General features: G+C 71.8%; 11 protein-coding genes. All 11 read left to right on the top strand.

Annotation, left to right across the window (positions count from 1 at the left end):
* Positions 1 to 229: 229 nt before the first annotated feature.
* The 11 genes from SROS_RS27550 to SROS_RS27505 all read left to right on the top strand — a co-directional run bounded on the left by SROS_RS27550 (position 230) and on the right by SROS_RS27505 (position 16,426).
* Positions 230 to 2,848 carry a heat shock protein Hsp90 family protein gene (locus SROS_RS27550; protein WP_012892203.1) on the top strand — a complete coding sequence of 873 codons (2,619 nt, stop codon included), beginning with the start codon at positions 230 to 232 and terminating at the stop codon, positions 2,846 to 2,848.
* Entirely contained in the window at positions 2,838 to 4,016 is a 1,179-nt protein-coding gene (locus SROS_RS27545; RefSeq protein WP_012892202.1) for a hypothetical protein, read from the top strand. The genes SROS_RS27550 and SROS_RS27545 overlap by 11 nt, the downstream gene beginning before the upstream one ends.
* Positions 4,017 to 4,181: 165 nt before the next feature.
* Complete coding sequence (locus SROS_RS52380; RefSeq protein ID WP_012892201.1) at positions 4,182 to 6,110, top strand: S9 family peptidase; 1,929 nt, start codon at positions 4,182 to 4,184, stop codon at positions 6,108 to 6,110.
* Positions 6,059 to 7,384, top strand: a complete 1,326-nt coding sequence (locus SROS_RS52375; RefSeq protein WP_245564292.1) for a beta-lactamase family protein — start codon at positions 6,059 to 6,061, stop codon at positions 7,382 to 7,384. Before SROS_RS52380 ends, SROS_RS52375 begins: the two co-directional genes overlap by 52 nt.
* Positions 7,385 to 7,393: 9 nt before the next feature.
* Positions 7,394 to 8,734 (top strand): serine hydrolase domain-containing protein, encoded by a 1,341-nt coding sequence (locus SROS_RS27535; protein WP_012892199.1) that lies wholly within the window; start codon positions 7,394 to 7,396, stop codon positions 8,732 to 8,734.
* A complete protein-coding gene (locus SROS_RS27530) occupies positions 8,727 to 9,605 on the top strand; it encodes a serine hydrolase (protein WP_012892198.1) in 879 nt (292 codons plus the stop codon). Before SROS_RS27535 ends, SROS_RS27530 begins: the two co-directional genes overlap by 8 nt.
* A gap of 29 nt (positions 9,606 to 9,634) precedes the next feature.
* On the top strand, positions 9,635 to 11,218 hold the full coding sequence (locus tag SROS_RS27525) for a PucR family transcriptional regulator (protein ID WP_043656847.1): 1,584 nt from the start codon (positions 9,635 to 9,637) through the stop codon (positions 11,216 to 11,218).
* 95 nt (positions 11,219 to 11,313) lie between these two features.
* Complete coding sequence (locus SROS_RS27520; RefSeq protein ID WP_012892196.1) at positions 11,314 to 12,903, top strand: ABC transporter substrate-binding protein; 1,590 nt, start codon at positions 11,314 to 11,316, stop codon at positions 12,901 to 12,903.
* On the top strand, positions 12,904 to 13,911 hold the full coding sequence (locus SROS_RS27515; protein ID WP_012892195.1) for an ABC transporter permease: 1,008 nt from the start codon (positions 12,904 to 12,906) through the stop codon (positions 13,909 to 13,911).
* Positions 13,911 to 15,737 (top strand): dipeptide/oligopeptide/nickel ABC transporter permease/ATP-binding protein, encoded by a 1,827-nt coding sequence (locus tag SROS_RS27510; RefSeq protein ID WP_012892194.1) that lies wholly within the window; start codon positions 13,911 to 13,913, stop codon positions 15,735 to 15,737. Before SROS_RS27515 ends, SROS_RS27510 begins: the two co-directional genes overlap by 1 nt.
* The gene (locus SROS_RS27505; protein WP_012892193.1) at positions 15,734 to 16,426 is read left to right on the top strand and encodes an ABC transporter ATP-binding protein; all 693 of its coding nucleotides are present in this window, start codon (positions 15,734 to 15,736) and stop codon (positions 16,424 to 16,426) included. Before SROS_RS27510 ends, SROS_RS27505 begins: the two co-directional genes overlap by 4 nt.
* Positions 16,427 to 16,663: the final 237 nt, after the last annotated feature.

Genomic DNA, 16,663 nt, shown 5'->3' with positions numbered 1-16,663 from the left:
CGGGCCGGATGGGAGGCGCCGGGGCGCGGCCGCCGCCCAATTTATGGGCTATTTCCTTTTTGTGGTGATTTATGGCGTAAATACGGTCGCCGGTTTCTCGTGCGGAACTTCTATGCGTTTTCCGTAATGGCTAGACTTGATCCCGGGGAAACGCTGGTGGACGTGCTTTCATGGCAAATATCGGCAGCCATAACCGGGCGGATGGTGTCGTCGAGGCAAGGGAGTGGCGATGGTAGGCCGACCACGCGAGACCTTCAAGATGGAGACGAATTTCGAGGGGCTCATCCAGCTGCTCGCCCGGCATCTCTATGCGGACCCCGACGTGTTCGTGCGCGAACTCATCCAGAACGCCCATGATTCGATCATTCTGCGCCAGTCCGAGAGCGAGGACGTCAGCGGCAGGATCGAGATCGAGGTTCATCCGAAGGACGGGATGCTGATATTCCGTGACAACGGAATCGGCATGGACGAAGACGACATCAAGAAGTTCCTTTCCGTGATCGGCTCCACCGGAACGGGCTCGCTGGGCAGGAAGCTGCAGGCCGAGGGGAGGGAGGCGGCGTTCGAGCTGATCGGCCAGTTCGGGATCGGCATGCTCTCCGCCTTCGTCGTCGCGACGAAGGTGGTGGTGCGCACCCGCAAGTCCGCCGCCGCCGGAGCGCTGGCCTGGCACAACTCCGGCAGCACGACCTGCGAGCTCTATGACGACGACAAGCCGGGCGTGGGAACGGAGGTGATCCTGCACGTCGGACCGGAGCACGGCTACCTGGTCGACTCCCGGCGGATCACCGAGACCGTGATCCGTTACTGCGACTTCATCCGTTTCCCGATCAACGTCGACGGCAAGGGCCCCGTCAACGCGATGGACGCGCCCTGGCACCGGGACGTCTGGCACTCCCCGAGCGAGAAGCTGGAGGCCTACCGCCAGTATCTCGGCCGCAGATACCACAACGAGACCCCGCTCACCGTCATCCCCATCGACATCGAGGGGGAGTGCCGGGCACGCGGGGCCCTCTACATCTCCGACCGGAACCTGCCCGACCTCGACACGACGGGTGTCGTCGACATCTTCGTACGGCGCATGTTCGTCCGCGCCGACGACGTCGACCTCCTGCCGCCGTGGGCGAAGTTCGTCCGGGGGCTCGTGGACAGCCCCGACCTGCTGCCGACGGCGGCGCGCGACAACGTGCAGCGGACGCACTCCACTTTCGCGTTCCTGAGGGAGCAGCTCGGCAGGCTCATCGTCGAGCATCTGGCCGACCTCGCCCGCAACGAGCGCAACACCTTCGTCCACATCAACCTCTGGCACCACTACCACCTCAAGGGCATGGCGCTCGTCCACGACGACTTCTTCGCCCAGGTCGCCGACCTTCTCCTCTTCGAGACCAACCGCAACCTGATGTCGCTGGAGGAGTACCTCACGAAGAACGCCCCCCGGCCGGAGACGGGGAACAAGGCGCCGATCTACTACTTCGCCTTCGCGGGGGCCGCCGCCCAGTTCTACCGGCTGGCGGACGCGACCGGGTGGTGCGTGATCAACGCGGGCGCCGAGTTCGACGAGGCGCTGCTGGAGAAGTACTCGATGTACAACGCCGGGCGGGTCTGGTTGCAGCGGCTGGACGCGACGGACGACCCGGCGATCTTCCAGCGGCTGTCCCGCGAGGAGGAGGAGTCCTTCCGCCAGCTTGAGGCCAACGCCGAATGGGCGCTGCGCCGGGCGGGGGTGACGAACATCGACGTGCGGATGAGGAGGTTCGCCCCACCGGAGCTCCCCGCCGTCATCATCCTCACCCCGGAGAGCGAGGCCGAGCTCAAGCTCCGTGACATCGTGATCCAGCCCTGGTTCCGGTCACAGCTGGAGGACGTGGCCAACGAGGCGCTGGAGCGCAGCCGCACCCGGCCCGTCTACCTGCAGCTCAATGCCACCAACCCGCTGGTCAGGGAGCTGGCGCTGTTGAACAGGGAGCCGGTCGCCCAGGAGTTGACGTACGCGATGTACACCAGTGCCGTCCTCTACTCGCGCAACCTGCTCACCCACGACAACGCCGAGGCGATCCACCGCCAGTTCCTGCGTCTGTGCGGCAGGGTGATGGGCCAGCACAACGACCTGGCCGGCCTGCGGGACACGGTGGAACGCGAGCGCCGCGAGGCGCTGGCGCTGCGGGAGAGCCACGCCGCGCTCGTGGCCAGGCGGCCCCCGCACGTGCTGCTCTTCATGATCACCCCGTTCTCGGAGGAGTACGCGGTCCTGGAGCAGGCGGTGCGGAGGGTCTTCGAGCGCGAGCCGTACTTCTTCGAGGTGATGCTGGCGCGCGACCACACCTACAAGCCGGGCCTGCTGGACAACGTCCGCGAGCACATGGGCCGGGCGCACGGCTTCATCGCGGAGATCAGCGACCTCAACCCCAACGTCATGCTGGAGCTCGGCGCCACGATGTTCACCGGGGACGACCGGCCGATCTTCTCGCTCCGGCATCAGAACGCCAGGCAGGAGGTGCCCTCCGACCTCAAGGAGAAGCTCTACATCCCCTACGGTTCCCCCTCCGACGGCGTGGAGGAGCTGGCGGCGGCGATCCGCCGGGCGGTGGAGCGGGACGGGCAGTCCAGCCACGAGGGGATCGGCCGGCTGGTCGCCGCGAGGAGCAGGCGGCACCTGTCGGCGACCCTGCTGCGGAGCCTCGACGTCAGGCTCACCGACGCGGAGGTCTCCGCCCTGCGCAGGATCTGCACGACGGTGGAGGATCTCCTGACCCAGGACCAGGCGGCCCTGGCCGAGCGGACCGGCCTGCGCCCCTACAAGGTCAACGCGATCTGCGAGATGATCCGGGAGCTGGCGGATGGCGCCTGAACCGCTCAGCGGCGTCACCCGGACCGCCCTGCGCATCCGTCTCGAATGGAACAGCAGCCTGGGCGACCGGGCCTACCATCTCGGCCACCACGTGCGGGCGGCCGAGCTGTACGGCCGGTGCGCGGACCTGGCGGAGATGCTGGGAGACGTCCGGGCCCAGGCGTTCGCGCTGGTGGGGCAGGCCGGCAGCCTCCTGCTGGTCGGCCGGACCACCGAGGCCATGGTCGCGGTCGCGCGGGCGCTGCCCGGCGGGCCCGCGGAAGGACCGCCGGAGGTGGTCCTCGACGCGCTGGGCATCTGGTACGACGCGGCACGCGCCATCCCGGCCGAACTCCCGGTCATCGAGGGCACCCACCGGATGGCGGAGGAGTTCATCCGGGGCAACGGGCTCCAGGATCGCCGGTATGTCCTGCTGCTCCAGCGGGCGAACCTGCACTACGACCGGGGCTACGTGGACGAGGCGCTCGCGCTGGCGAGGGAGGCCTGGACGCTCCGCCGGCTGAGCGGGCGGGACGCCGCGTACGGCACGGCGCACCACCTCTACCAGCTGGTGTTCTACTCCGGCAGAGCCGGCGACCCGGCCTCGGCCAGGAAGGCGCTGGCCGACCTCGAACGGCTGCGCGACGCCGACGCCGACGGTCCGCTGCAGCGGCAGGAGGCCCTGCTGGAGGCGCGGACGGAGGTCGCGTGGGGCGAAGGACGGCATGACGAGGCGGTCGGCTTCCAGACGGAGCTTCTCCGGCTCACCCCGGGCAGGTCCGGCGCGCCGGACCGGGCGGGGGGCACCTCCGTCAACCTCGTGTGGGCGCAGGTGGTCGCCTGCCGGCTCTGGGACGCGCGGGCCGGCCTGATCGCGCTGTCGCACCTGAGACACGCCTCCCCCTGGGAGGCGCTCGCCTACCGGGAGCTGCTCGGCGAGTATCACCTGTCCGCCGCACGGTGGATCCTGGGCCTGCCGCCGATGGGATTCGACTATCAGGTTCCCGGGCCGCCGGTCCCGCCCGACCCCGCCTGGCCACGGTCGGCCGCGGAGGAGGCGCGCCGCGCCCGTGCCCTCTATCTCCTGGCCGACCGGATCGGGTCGCGGCTCGACGCCAAACTTCGGGGGCGCCACAGCCGTGACCGGCTGGCCAGGCGGTTCAAGCTGCTGGACGAGCTGCCGCTGTAGGCCGGGGCCGGGCGTGTCCCGGCGTGTTTCCTCCGCCTCGGGAGGGCAGGGCCGCTCCCTGCCCCGCGCGCCGTCGCGAGGCGATTGGAGAACGGCACAACGGATCGGGCCCGGTTCGTCATGGAGACCGAAGAAGCGGTGGCGAACGCGGCCTAACGTTCGGACATGCCCCGCCTCTCCCTCAGCGATCTCTACCGCATCGCGGTGCCGGAAGATCCCCGGCTGCGCCCCGGCGGAAGCGACGTCGCCTACGTGGTCGCGACCACCGACCGGGAATCCGACGAGAACCGTTCCGAGATCTGGCTCGCGGCCCCCGGCGCCGAGCCGCGGCGTCTGACAGGCGGGCCGCGCGACTCCGCCCCGCGCTGGTCGCCCGACGGGCACTCGCTGGCCTTCCTCCGTCCCGTTGACGGCAGAGCTCAGATCCATCTGCTGCCGATGGACGGCGGCGAGCCTCGCGTCCTCACCGCCGCGCCGCTGGGCGCCGGTGCGGCGGTCTGGTCTCCCGACGGCACCGGGATCGCCTACGGCGCGCCGCACGGCGATCCCGACCCGCACGCCCCGGTCGTGGCCGACCGCCTGGAGTACAAGGCGGACGGCGTGGGCCTGCTGCGCGGCCTGACCACGCACCTGTCCGTGGTGGACGTGGCGACGGGACAGACCAGGCAGATCACCTCGGGAGACTTCCACGCCGGCGAGCCGTCCTGGTCGCCGGACGGGCGGAAGCTGGCCTTCGCCGCGAGCATGGAGCCCGACCGCGATCTGGCCGTCACGGGCGCGGTCTACTCGGTCGACGTCTCGGGCGGCGAGCCCGAGCTGCTCACCGGCGCCGGCGTGATCTGCACGGATGCCTGGTGGCTGGGCGGGCGGCTGCTGGTGGCGGGATTCGCCGGCGACCCCGTCGGGCACATCCGCCTGTTCAGCCTCGGGTCGGACGGGCTCGTGGAGGTCGAGACCGGGCTCGACCGCAACGTCATGGTCGGCGCGTCCGGCTATCCCGGTGCGGCGCCCCAGCTCGCGGGGGACGACCTGATCTTCTGCGCCCGTGACCGAGGACTCACCCACCTGTACCGCGCCCCCGGCGAGAAGATCGTCGGCGGGGACCAGGTGGTCGCCGGCGTCAGCGCCGCCGGGGGCAGGATCGCCTACGTCGCCGCCACGCCGTACAGCGCGGGAGAGGTCTACCTCGCGGAGTTCCCCGAGGGCCGGGCCGACGTCCCGCCGGGCGACGGCTCGGCCGTCTCCGGGGCGACGCCGCCGGTCGTGACCAGGCTCACCGCCCACGCGCTCCCCGACGTCGAGCTGTTCACCCCGCGGAGCCGTACCTTCACCGCCCCCGACGGGACGGCGGTCGAGGGGTTCGTGCTGCGGGACGAGAGGCTCACCGAGCCCGGACCGCTCCTGCTGGACGTGCACGGCGGCCCGCACAACGCGTGGGCGCCGGTCTTCGACGGCGTGCACCTCTACCACCAGGTGCTCGCGGCCCGGGGCTGGACCGTGCTCACCGTCAACCCGCGCGGCAGCGACGGCTACGGTGAGGCGTTCTACACCGCCGCCCTCGGCGCCTGGGGGATCGCCGACGCCGGCGACCTCCTGAGCCCGATCGACGAGCTGGTCGCCGACGGCATCGCTGATCCCGACCGGCTGGCGGTGACCGGATACAGCTACGGCGGCTACATGTCCTGCTGGCTGCCGACCCAGACCGGCCGGTTCAAGGCGGCCGTCCCCGGCGGGTGCGTCAGCGACCTGGTCAGTGTGGCCGGCACCTCCGACGCGGGATACTTCATGAAGATGTACGAGTGCGGCGGCGACATCGCGGGCCAGTCCCCGATGACCCATGTCGCCCGGGTGACCACACCCACTCTCATCCTGCACGGCGAGAACGACGACCGGTGCCCGGTCGGTCAGGCCGAGCAGTGGTTCGCGGCCCTGCGGGAGCGGGGCGTGCCGGTCCGGCTGGTCCGCTATCCCGGCGGCTCCCACCTGTTCATCCTCAACGGCCGCCCGTCCCATCGGGTGGACTACAACGAAAGGATCGTCGCGTGGCTGGAGCAATGGATCCCCGTCGCTGGCACGACCGTCTCGCAGGGCTGATCGCCGAGTACGAGGTTCCCGGCGCGAACCTGGCCTTCCTGCACGAGGGGGAGGTCCACGAGTTCGCCGCGGGCGTGCTCAACGTGGACACCGGGGTGGAGGTGACCACCGACTCGCTCTTCCAGATCGGCTCGGTCAGCAAGGTGTGGACCGCCACCCAGATCATGCTTCTCGTCGAGCGGGGCGAGCTGACGCTCGACACCCCGGTCGTCCAGGTCCTGCCGGAGTTCCGGGTCGCCGACCCGGAGGTGACCAAGACCGTCACGATCAGGCACCTGCTCTCGCACACCTCCGGCATCGACGGCGACTTCTTCCTCGACACCGGCCGCGGTGACGACTGCATCGAGAAGTACGTCGAGGCCTGCGCGGACCTCGCGCAGAACCATCCCATCGGCGCCACCCAGTCGTACTGCAACGCGGGATTCACCATCGCCGGGCGCGTCATCGAGCGCCTCACCGGCAAGGTGTGGGACGCCGCGCTGCGCGAGCAGATCATCGAGCCGCTCGGCCTGACCCACACCCACACCCTGCCGGAGGACGTCCTGCGCTTCCGCGGAGCCATGGGCCACATGGACGGGGCGCCCGCCCCCGTCTGGGGCCTGATGCGCTCCTGCGGCCCGGCCGGACTGATCTGCGCCCGTCCTGCCGACGTCGTCGCCTTCGCCCGCGCGCATCTGGGCACCGGGCTGCTCGCCGACCCGCGGGTGATGTGGGAGCCGCAGGTGGACATCCCCAACCCGCACACCCTCGGCAAGCAGTGGGGCCTGGGCTGGATCCTGGACGAGTGGCAGGGGCGCCGGATCATCTCCCACGGCGGCAACACCATCGGCCAGGCGGCCATGCTCTGGGCGGTCCCCGACACCGGGACGGTGGTGTGCGTGCTGGCCAACGGCGGCCACACCGCCGCGTTCCAGCACGCCCTGGCCACCGAGCTCTTCGACGAGCTGCTCGGCCTGGCCGTGCCGCCGGTGCTGGGACCGCCGGACGAGCCGTTCGAGACCGACGTCGAGCGGTACGCCGGGGTGTACGAGCGGGCGGGCAGCCGGATGACGCTGACGGTCCGCGACGGCCGGCTCTCGCTGTACGGCGAGGCCACCGGCGCCCTCGCCGGGGTGCAGCCGCCCATGGAGTTCGACCTCGTCCCGGTGGACGACGTCACCTTCGTCGGCCGCCCGGAAGGGGAGCCGCAGTGGCTGTCGGCCGTTTTCTACGAGCTCGCCGACGGCTCGCCGTACGTCCACCTCGGTGTGCGCGCCACGCCCAAGATCGCTTGAGGAGCCGGCATGCTTGAGAACCTGCAGGAGCGTTTCGACGAGGCGGCCCGGCGGCACGGCGTGCCCGGCGCCGCGCTCGCCCTCTGGGCGGGCGGGCGGCTCGTCGAGGTCGCCACCGGCGTGGTGAACAGGAACATCGGCGTGGAGACCACGACCGACAGCGTCTTCCAGGTCGGCTCCACCACCAAGGTCTGGACCGCCGCCCTCGTGATGCAGCTCGTCGACGAGGGGCTGGTCGAGCTGGACCGCCCGGTCGGCGACTACCTGCCGGAGTTCGCCGTCGCCGACGGCGCGGAGAAGGCCATCACGGTCAGGCACCTGCTCACCCACACCGGCGGCTTCGACGGCGACCTGTTCGAGGACACCGGGCGCGGCGACGACTGCCTGGACAAGTATGTGGACTTCCTGCACGACGCGGGCCACGTGCACGCCCCCGGAGCCCTGTTCTCCTACTGCAACGCCGGGTACTGCGTGCTCGGCGCCCTGGTCGCGCGGGTGCGTGGCACCACGTGGGAGCAGGTGATGCGCGAGCGCCTGCTGGACCCGCTCGGTGCCACGCACTCGGCGCTCCTGCCCGAGGAGGCCATCCTGTTCCGGGCGGCGGCCGGCCACGTCGGCCCCGAGGGCACCGTCCACCACAGGTGGGACATGCCGCGCTCCAACGCCCCCGCGGGCTCGACCATGTGCCTGGCCCCGCGCGAGCTGGTCCGCTTCGGCCGGATGTTCATCGCCGGAGGTCTCGCGGAGGACGGCACCCGGCTGCTGTCGGAGGAGTCGGTCGCGGCCATGCGGACCGGGCAGGTCGAGGTGCCGGGGATCTCCGGGCTGCTGGCCGACCGCTGGGGCCTGGGCTTCGAGCTGTTCGACTGGGGCGGCGAGGTCTACGGTCACGACGGCGGCACGATCGGGCAGAGCACGTTCTGGCGGGTCGTGCCGGGAGCGGACTTCGCGATCGCGATGAGCGCCAACGGCGGAGGCTTCCTCGGCCTGCTCGTCGACGTGGTGCTGCCGCTGATACGCGAGGTCACCGGGCTCGCGGTCCCGGAGTTCCCGGTCCCGGCCGCGACGCCGGGGGTCGTGGACCCCACGCCGTACACCGGCAGGTACGAGGGGCCGATGATCGCCTACGAGGTGGCCGAGGCGGACGGCGGCCTGGACATCACCATGATCCCCGGCGAGTTCATGGTCAGGGCGGGCACCCCGCGCACCACCACCCGCTTCGTCCACCACTCCGGCCACTCCTTCATCGCGGCGGAGCTCCAGGACAGCAGGCACGAGACGATCACCTTCGTGGTCGAGGACGGCCGTGCCGCCTACATCCACAACGGACGGGCGCTGCCCCGTGTGTGAGGCGTTACGCGAGGCGTTCGACGACGCGGACGTGGAGGGCTTCATCCACGTCCGCGACGTCGACGGCGACGCCGAGACCGGTCTGGGCGCCGACGAGCCGGTCGTGCTCGCCTCGGTGTTCAAGGTCCCGATCGTCCTGGAGTACGCCAGGCAGGCCGCGGCCGGGACCCTGGAGCGCACCGAGCGGCTGACCGTCACCGCCGCCGACAAGGACGGCGGCATCGGCACCTCCGGCTGCGCCGACGACGTCTCGCTCACCCTGCGCGACCTGGCCCACTTCATGATGACCATGAGCGACAACGCGGCCACCGACGTGCTGCTGCGCCGGGTCGGGCTCGGCAACCTGCACGCCACGCTGCGCGGGCTCGGCCTGGAGCGCACCCGCCTGATCGGCGGCTGCGCCGAGCTGCTCGGAAGCGCCGTGACCGAGCTGGGCCTCTCCGGCGGGCACGGCATCTTCGACGAGGAGGAGCTCGCCGGGGTGAGCGAGGAGCGGATCCGGGCGCTGTCGATCCTCGACCCGGAACGGACCACCTCGGGCACGCCCCGCGAGACCACGACCCTGCTGACCAGGATCTGGCGGGACGAGGCCGGCCCGCCGGAGGCCTGCGCGGAGGTACGGAGGATCATGGGCAACCAGATCTGGCCGCACCGGCTCTCCTCGGGCTTCGGCGACGAGGTGAAGGTCTCCGGCAAGACCGGCACGCTCTGGGGCGTCCGAAACGAGGCGGGTGTTGTGGAATATCCGGACGGGAGGCGCTACGCTGTCGCGGTCTTCCTGCGGACCGGCTCACTGGGGCTCCGGCTGCCCAGGGCCGACAGGGTGATCGGCCATGCGGCCCGCGTGGCCATTGATCACCTAAGAGAATAATGTCGCTCTATGTCCGTTATCGTGAGCGGATGACCAATCGGCCCCGGGCCAGCCTGCAGCGGATCCTGGAGGACCTGGGCAGCACCGTGCTGGATGTGGCGGCCTCCCCGGGGGAGCTCGACGCCGAGGTCACCGGCGTGCACATCTACGACCCCCTCGACGAGCTGCTGCTCCCGGAGGGGGGCATCCTGCTCGCCGTCGGGGTCGACCGCGCCGAGCAGATCTGCGCCCTGCTCGACGCGGCGGGCCCGGCGGCGGGCGTCGTCGTCAAGCAGCCGGTGGACGTCGACGAGCTCGTCCGGGCCAAGGTCCTGGAGACCGGGGTGGCGGTGCTGGGTCTCACCCGCGCCGCCTCCTGGGCACAGGTGGCCGCGCTGCTGCGCTCCCTGCTGGCGGAGGGTGACCTCGCCGAACCGGGGGAGGCGCCGCCGGACGACCTGTTCGCGCTGGCCAACGCCGTGTGCGCGCTCCTGGACGCGCCGGTCACCATCGAGGACCGGTCGTCGCGGGTGCTGGCCTACTCCGGGCGCCAGGACGAGGCGGACCCCGGCAGGGTGGAGACCGTGCTCGGCCGCCAGGTGCCGGAACGGTACCGGCGGATGCTGGAGGAGCGCGGATTCTTCCGCCAGCTCTACCAGAGCCGCGAGCCGATCTACATGGAGCTGGACGACGACAGCATCAACCGGGCGGCGGTGGCCGTCCGGTCCGGGGACGAGATCCTCGGCTCCATCTGGGCCGCCGTGCGGGAACCGCTGAGCGACCAGCGGCAGCGCGCCCTCGCCGACGCCGCCAAGATCGTCGCGCTGCAGCTGCTCCGGCAGCGGGCCGGGGCGGACACCAGGCGCCGGCTCCGCGCCGACCTGCTCTCCACCGTGCTGGCGGGCGGCAGGGACGCGGCCGAGGCGGCCGGCCGGCTCGGCGTCGCCAGCGGGCGGCTGTGCGTGCTCGCCGCCCAGCTCAGCGGCGGATCGCACGCCGACGCCGCACACCGGGAGAGCGACAGGCAGCGATTCTGCGACGCGCTCGCCCTGCACGTCGGGGCCATCCACCCCAGGGCCGCCGCCGCGCTGGTCGGCTCGGTGGCCTACGCCGTACTGCCGCTGCACGCCGGCGGCGACGAGGAGGCGCGGGCCGTGCGGGTCGCCGAGAGCTTCCTCGTCCGTGTCGGCCCCCGGCACGCGGCCAACATCGGCGTGGGGCGCCTGGCGGGCAACCTGGCCGAGGTGGCCAGATCCCGGGCCGACGCCGACCGGGCGCTGCGGGTGCTGCGCGCCCGCGAGGCGTCCGGCGCGGTCGCCGGCTACACCGGCGTGCACTTCGAGGCACTGCTGCTGCAGCTGTCGGACCTGGTCGAGGCCGAGGAGCAGGTCCCCACCGGCCCCTACGAACGGCTGGTGAGCCACGACGCGGAGCACGGCAGCGAGCTGGTCGCCACCCTGCGGGCCTACCTGGACGCGTTCGGCGACGTCAACGCCGCCTCGGCCCGGGTGCACGTGCACGCCAACACCTTCCGCTACCGGTTGAAGCGGCTCGCCGAGATCAGCGGCCTGGATCTGGCCGATCCCGAGGCGCGCCTGACCGTGATGCTCCAGATGCGGCTCTTCGGGCGGTAGCACGATGGATCTCGGGCTTTTCGTGGCGGAGGACGAAGAAGGAACGCCGGGAAAAGGCAAATGTGGGGCATCACCCCCACCTTCCTGGAGTCCTGATGAGAAACACAGGAGTGGCGGCCGTGCTCGGCGCCCTCAGCCTGTTGTCCGTGGCCGCGTGCGGCGGTACGGCGGACTCCCCGTCAGGCGGATCCGCCGACGGTGGCACCTTCACCTTCGCGATCAGCAGTGACCCCGGGGTGCTCGACCCGGCCATGGGCGTGCTCTCGGTCACCAACACCGTGCTGTCGCTGGCCTACGACACGCTGGCCCGCGTCGGCCCCGACGGCAAGATCATCCCTGGACTGGCCGAGAAGTGGGACGTCAAACCCGACTCGGTGACCTTCACCCTCCGCAAGGACGTCACCTGCTCCGACGGCTCCAAGCTCACCCCCACCGACGTGGCCGCCAATGTCAACCACATCGCCGACCCGGCCGCCAAGTCGCCGATCTACGGCGTGCTGGTGCCCACCGGGATGAAGGCCGAGGCGGACGACGCGGCGGGGACGGTGACGCTCTCCACCCCCAAGCCCTTCAGCTTCATCCTGCAGAGCACCCCGCTGATCTTCATCGTCTGCGGCAAGGGGGTCGAGGACCGCTCGGTGCTGGCCCGCGGCACCTCCGGTTCCGGGCCCTACACGCTCACCGAGGCGGTGCCCAGCGACCACTACACCTTCCAGATCCGCAAGGACTACACCTGGGGGCCGGGCGGCGCCACCACGAAGGAGCCGGGCATGCCCGCCAAGATCGTGCTGAAGGTCGTGCCGAACGAGCAGACCGCCGCCAACCTGCTGATCTCCGGTGACCTCAACGGCGCGATCGTCTATGGTCCCGACCGCGCCCGCCTGGAGGCCAGCCCGGGGATGGGCAAGACCGTCCAGGCCTCGGGCAACGGGCAGTTCTTCTACCATCAGGGAGACGACCGGCCCGCCAAGGACCCGGCGGTGCGCAAGGCGCTCACCCAGGCGATCAACCTCAAGGAGCTCGCCGGGATCGCATCCACCGGCACCGGTCGCCCGGCCACCGGACTGGTGCTGGAGCCGCGGCCGTGCCAGGGCGACACCGTCACCGGCCACGTCCCGGCGTTCGACGCGGCCGCCGCTGCCGCCGCGCTGGACGCCGCCGGCTGGAAGGCCGGCGCCGACGGCATCCGCGCCAAGGACGGCCGGAAGCTGGAGCTGCGCCTGCTCTACGCCACCACCAGGGGACCGGGCGTGCAGGCCGCGGCCGAATACCTCGCCGCCGCGTGGAAGAAGGCGGGTGCCGACGTCAAGCTGAACGGCGTCATCGACACCAAGCTGTCGGAGTCGCTCAACGCCACCCAGGACTGGGACGTCGCCTGGCTGCCGATCGGCGTCACGCTTCCCACGCAGCTCGTCGGCTTCCTGTCCGGTCCGGCGGCGCCGAAGGGCGCCAACTTCTCCCACCTGGCCAACGCCCGCTACGAGAAGCTGGTGGCCGAGGCCCAGCTCAAGCCCGCCGAGGAGGGCTGCGCGCTCTGGCTGGAGTCGGAGTCCGCGCTGTTCGAGAACGCCGACCTGGTGCCGGTCGTGGAGACCACCGTGCTGACCGCCGCCAAGAACGCGAAGTTCGACACGATGGCGGGCCTGTTCATCCCGACCTCCATCCGGATGACCGAGGCGGGCTGAGTGGCCGGGACCTCTCGCCCACCGGCCGGCGGGCGCCTGCTCACCGGCCGGGGGCTCCCGGGCCGGGCGCGCGGCGCGTTCGTGCTGCGGCACCTCGTCCGCTTCGTGATCTCGCTGGCCGTGCTGCTCGTCGCGTCGTTCGCGATGATCCACCTGATCCCGGGCGACCCGGTGCGCGCCTCGCTCGGCCCCGCCGCGCCGGTCGAGCTGATCGCCGCCAGGCGGGCCGCGCTCGGGCTGGACCAGCCGCTCCTGTCCCAGCTGGTGTCCTACGTCCGCAACGTGCTGGGCGGAGAGTTCGGCACGTCGTTCCTCAGCGGGGAACCGGTCGGCGAGGTCATCGCCGCCCGGCTCCCCAACACGCTCGTCCTCGCCCTGCTCGCGACCGTCGTGGCCCTGCTCGTCGCGGTGCCGCTCGGCATGTGGGCGGGGGTCCGCACCGAGAACGGCCGCAACCGGGGCACCGAGGCGACCTTCACCTCCACGACAGGCGCGGCCGTCGCCGTACCCGAGTTCCTCTACTCGATCGCCCTGGTGACGGTGTTCGCGATCGGCCTCGGCTGGTTCCCGCCCGCCGGCAGGGGCGGGCCCGAATCGTACGTGCTGCCGATCCTCGCCCTGGCCATCGCGCCGACAGCGATGATCGCCCGCATCTCCCGGGTGGAGACGCTGCGCGAGCTGAGCACCGACTACGTGAGGCTGGCGCGTGCCAAGCGGCTGCCCGCCGCCCGGCTGTACGTGCGGCACGTCCTGCCCAACACGCTCACCGCGACCCTCACCGTGGGCGGCCTGCTGCTCACCAGCCTGATCGCCGGGAGCGTGCTGGTCGAGTTCGTCTTCGCGTGGCCGGGTCTCGGCCTGCGGATCGTGGAGTCGATCACCCAGAAGGACTATCCGGTCGCCCAGGGCGTGATCCTCGTCTACGGCGCGATCGTGCTCGCGGTGAACCTCCTCGTCGACCTGCTGCTCGGCGTGCTCGACCCCACGTCCGCCCTGAAGGAGAGCTGATGCGGCACCTGCTGCGGACCCCCGCCGGGCTCGCCGGGACCACGCTGGTCGCGCTCATGGTGATCCTGGCGATCGTCGGGCCGCCGATCTGGGGCGCCGAGGCCGAGCGCATCGACCCCGCGGTCATCCTCCAGGGAGCCTCGGCCGCGCACCCGCTCGGCACCGACAACCTGGGCCGTGACATCCTCGCCCGGGTGCTGGTCGCCGGCCGGCTCTCGCTCCTCCTGGCCCTGCTGGCCACGCTCATCGGCGCGATCGGGGGGATCGTGCTCGGTGCGCTCCCCTCGGTGCTGCCCCGCCGGCCCGCGCGCCTGGTCACCGGTACGGTGAACGCGCTGGTGGCCTTCCCGGGCCTGCTGCTGGCCATGTTCACCGCGGTGATCGCGGGACTCGGCGCGCGAGGGGCCGTGCTGGGCATCGGCGCCGCCATCGCGCCCGGCTTCGCCCGGCTCACCCAGACGCTCGCCGCCTCGGTCGCCGGGGCCGACTACGTGTCGGCCGCCCGCATGCTCGGGGTGCCCCGGCGGCGGATCATGGCACGCCACGTCCTGCCCAACATCGCCGAGCCGCTGATCCTCAACCTCACCCAGGCGCTGGGCGGCGCGCTGCTCGGGCTCGCCGGGATGTCCTTCCTCGGCCTGGGCGTGCAGCCGCCGTCGTTCGACTGGGGACGGCTGCTGTTCGACGGCTTCGGCCGCATCTACTCCACCCCGGCCGTCGCCCTCGGCCCCGCCGTCGCGGTGGCGCTCGCGGGCATCGGGTTCAACCTCCTGGGGGACGTCCTGGCACGTGCCGCGTCGCGCACCGCCGTACCGGCGGGGAAGGCCGCCCCGCAGGCCGCCTCCGCGCCCGGAGAGCTCGGCGAGCCCGACCCGGAGGCGGTTCTGGAGGTGCGGGACCTCACCGTCACCTTCCCCGGCGGCGTGACGCCGGTACGCGGGCTGTCGCTGACCGTCGCGCCCGGCGAGATCGTCGGCCTGGTGGGGGAGTCGGGCAGCGGCAAGAGCCTGACCGCGTCGGCGATCGGCGGGCTGGTCCCCTACCCGGGCGAGGTGAGCGCGGCGCGGCTGCGGCTGTGCGGCACCGACCTCGGCGAGCTGCCGGAACAGGAACGCCGCAAGCTGCTCGGCACGTCGCTGGCGATGGTCTTCCAGGACCCGATGGCCTCGCTCAACCCGGCGCTCAGGGTCGGCGGCCAGCTCGCAGAGGTGGCGACCGTGCACCAGGGCGCGAGCCGCGCCGAGGCCAGGACCAGGGCCGTGGACCGGCTCGGGCACGTGCACATCCCGGAGCCGGACAGAAGGGCCCGGCAGCACCCGCACGAGCTGTCCGGCGGCATGCGGCAGCGCGCGGTGATCGCGATGGGCCTGATGGGCACGCCGCGGCTGATCATCGCCGACGAGCCGACCACCGCCCTCGACGTGACCGTGCAGCGGCAGATCCTGCGCCTGCTGCGCGAGGTGACCGGCGAGACCGGCGCGGCGACCCTGTTCATCTCCCATGACATCGCCGTGGTCGGCGAGCTGTGCCACCGGGTCGTGGTGATGTACGCGGGCCGGGTGGTCGAGGAGCTGCCGGTGGAGAAGCTGGCCTCCGGCGCCGCGCACCCCTACACCCGCGCGCTGGTCGCCTCGCTGCCCGACATGGACACCGACAGGTCCCTGCCGCTGGCCAGCATCCCCGGCCATCAGCCCTCACCCGCCGAACTCGGCCCGGGGTGCGCCTTCGCGGCCCGCTGCGAGCTGGCGACCGACCGCTGCGCCGAGCGCCCGCCCCTGATCCCGTACGGCAAGGCGCACCAGGTCGCCTGCTGGGAGGCTTCATGATCATCAAGAACCTGACGGTGCGGTTCGGCGCGTTCACCGCCGTCGACGACGTCACGCTGGAGATCCCGGCCGGGGCGATCGTCGGCCTGGTGGGGGAGTCGGGGTCGGGCAAGTCCACGCTGGCCAGGGCGGTGACCGGGCTGGTGCCGTACACCGGCGAGATCACCGGCGGCGATCCGCGGCGGATCCAGATGGTCTTCCAGGATCCCTACGCCTCCCTTGACCCGCGGATGACCGTGGGCGCGTCGGTGGCCGAGGGACTCCGCGTGCCCCGCGCCGCCCGCCAGGCGGAGGTGGAGCGGCTGCTGTCGCTGGTGTCGCTGCCCGCCGCGCTGGCGGGGCGCTACCCGCGCGAGCTGTCCGGCGGTCAGCGGCAGCGGGTGGCGGTCGCCCGGGCGCTGGGCGCGCGCCCCGAACTGCTGGTCGCCGACGAGATCACCTCTGCCCTGGACGTCTCCGTCCAGGGCTCGGTGCTCAACCTGGTCCGCTCGCTGCGCGAGGAGCTCGGGCTGTCGATGCTGTTCATCTCGCACAACCTCGCCGTGGTCCGGTACGTCTCCGACGTCGTCGCGGTGATGCACCGGGGCAGGCTGGTCGAGATGGGGACGACCGAAGAGGTGGTGGGCTCGCCCCGGAACGACTACACCCGCTCCCTGCTGGAGGCGGTGCCCCGCCTCAGGCACGCCTGAGAGACGGCCGGCCTCCCGCTTCCCGCCCGTTTCGAACAGGCGGCGAACGGGAGGCCGGCCGTGCCGTACGGAGTCGCCGAGCTGTCCGCCACGGCCGGTGGGGCGGCGTGAAAGTCGAGGTAGATGCCGCTCCGGCGCGCATCCGTGTCGAGCCGCGCCAGGTCGCGCACGGTTTCCGCCTTTGACGGCGTCAAAGGACGGCGCGAGACTTCTCATCGCATCCGATCCGCGGCCGGA

The sequence above is a fragment of the Streptosporangium roseum DSM 43021 genome (assembly GCF_000024865.1).
GTDB classification, from domain to species: domain Bacteria; phylum Actinomycetota; class Actinomycetes; order Streptosporangiales; family Streptosporangiaceae; genus Streptosporangium; species Streptosporangium roseum.
This window is presented reverse-complemented; position numbering and strand designations above follow the sequence as displayed.

Bases quoted from the DNA above. Each gene is read 5' to 3' on its own strand.
- SROS_RS27505 (WP_012892193.1), top strand. From the start codon at position 15,734: ATGATCATCAAGAACCTGACGGTGCGGTTCGGCGCGTTCACCGCCGTC.
- SROS_RS52380 (WP_012892201.1), top strand. From the start codon at position 4,182: ATGCCCCGCCTCTCCCTCAGCGATCTCTACCGCATCGCGGTGCCGGAA.
- SROS_RS27525 (WP_043656847.1), top strand. From the start codon at position 9,635: ATGACCAATCGGCCCCGGGCCAGCCTGCAGCGGATCCTGGAGGACCTG.
- SROS_RS27545 (WP_012892202.1), top strand. From the start codon at position 2,838: ATGGCGCCTGAACCGCTCAGCGGCGTCACCCGGACCGCCCTGCGCATC.
- SROS_RS27535 (WP_012892199.1), top strand. From the start codon at position 7,394: ATGCTTGAGAACCTGCAGGAGCGTTTCGACGAGGCGGCCCGGCGGCAC.
- SROS_RS27520 (WP_012892196.1), top strand. From the start codon at position 11,314: ATGAGAAACACAGGAGTGGCGGCCGTGCTCGGCGCCCTCAGCCTGTTG.
- SROS_RS27510 (WP_012892194.1), top strand. From the start codon at position 13,911: ATGCGGCACCTGCTGCGGACCCCCGCCGGGCTCGCCGGGACCACGCTG.
- SROS_RS27550 (WP_012892203.1), top strand. From the start codon at position 230: ATGGTAGGCCGACCACGCGAGACCTTCAAGATGGAGACGAATTTCGAG.